Source organism: Pseudomonas sp. 10C3 (genome assembly GCF_036346185.1).
Taxonomy (GTDB): domain Bacteria; phylum Pseudomonadota; class Gammaproteobacteria; order Pseudomonadales; family Pseudomonadaceae; genus Aquipseudomonas.
The window spans coordinates 1-347 of the sequence record NZ_JASJVE010000090.1; the positions used below are offsets into that span (position 1 = coordinate 1).

The 347-nt window shown below is 50.7% G+C and carries 1 rRNA gene; it reads left to right on the top strand.

Annotation, left to right across the window (positions count from 1 at the left end):
- A 23S ribosomal RNA gene (locus tag QN399_RS26250) occupies window positions 1–347 on the top strand; the annotation flags it as partial.

Here is a 347-nt window from a genome sequence, read left to right on the forward strand (position 1 = left end):
AAATACTACTGACTGACCGATAGTGAACTAGTACCGTGAGGGAAAGGCGAAAAGAACCCCGGAGAGGGGAGTGAAATAGATCCTGAAACCGTATGCGTACAAGCAGTGGGAGCCCACTTTGTTGGGTGACTGCGTACCTTTTGTATAATGGGTCAGCGACTTATTTTCAGTGGCGAGCTTAACCGAATAGGGGAGGCGTAGCGAAAGCGAGTCTTAATAGGGCGTCTAGTCGCTGGGAATAGACCCGAAACCGGGCGATCTATCCATGGGCAGGTTGAAGGTTGGGTAACACTAACTGGAGGACCGAACCGACTACCGTTGAAAAGTTAGCGGATGACCTGTGGATC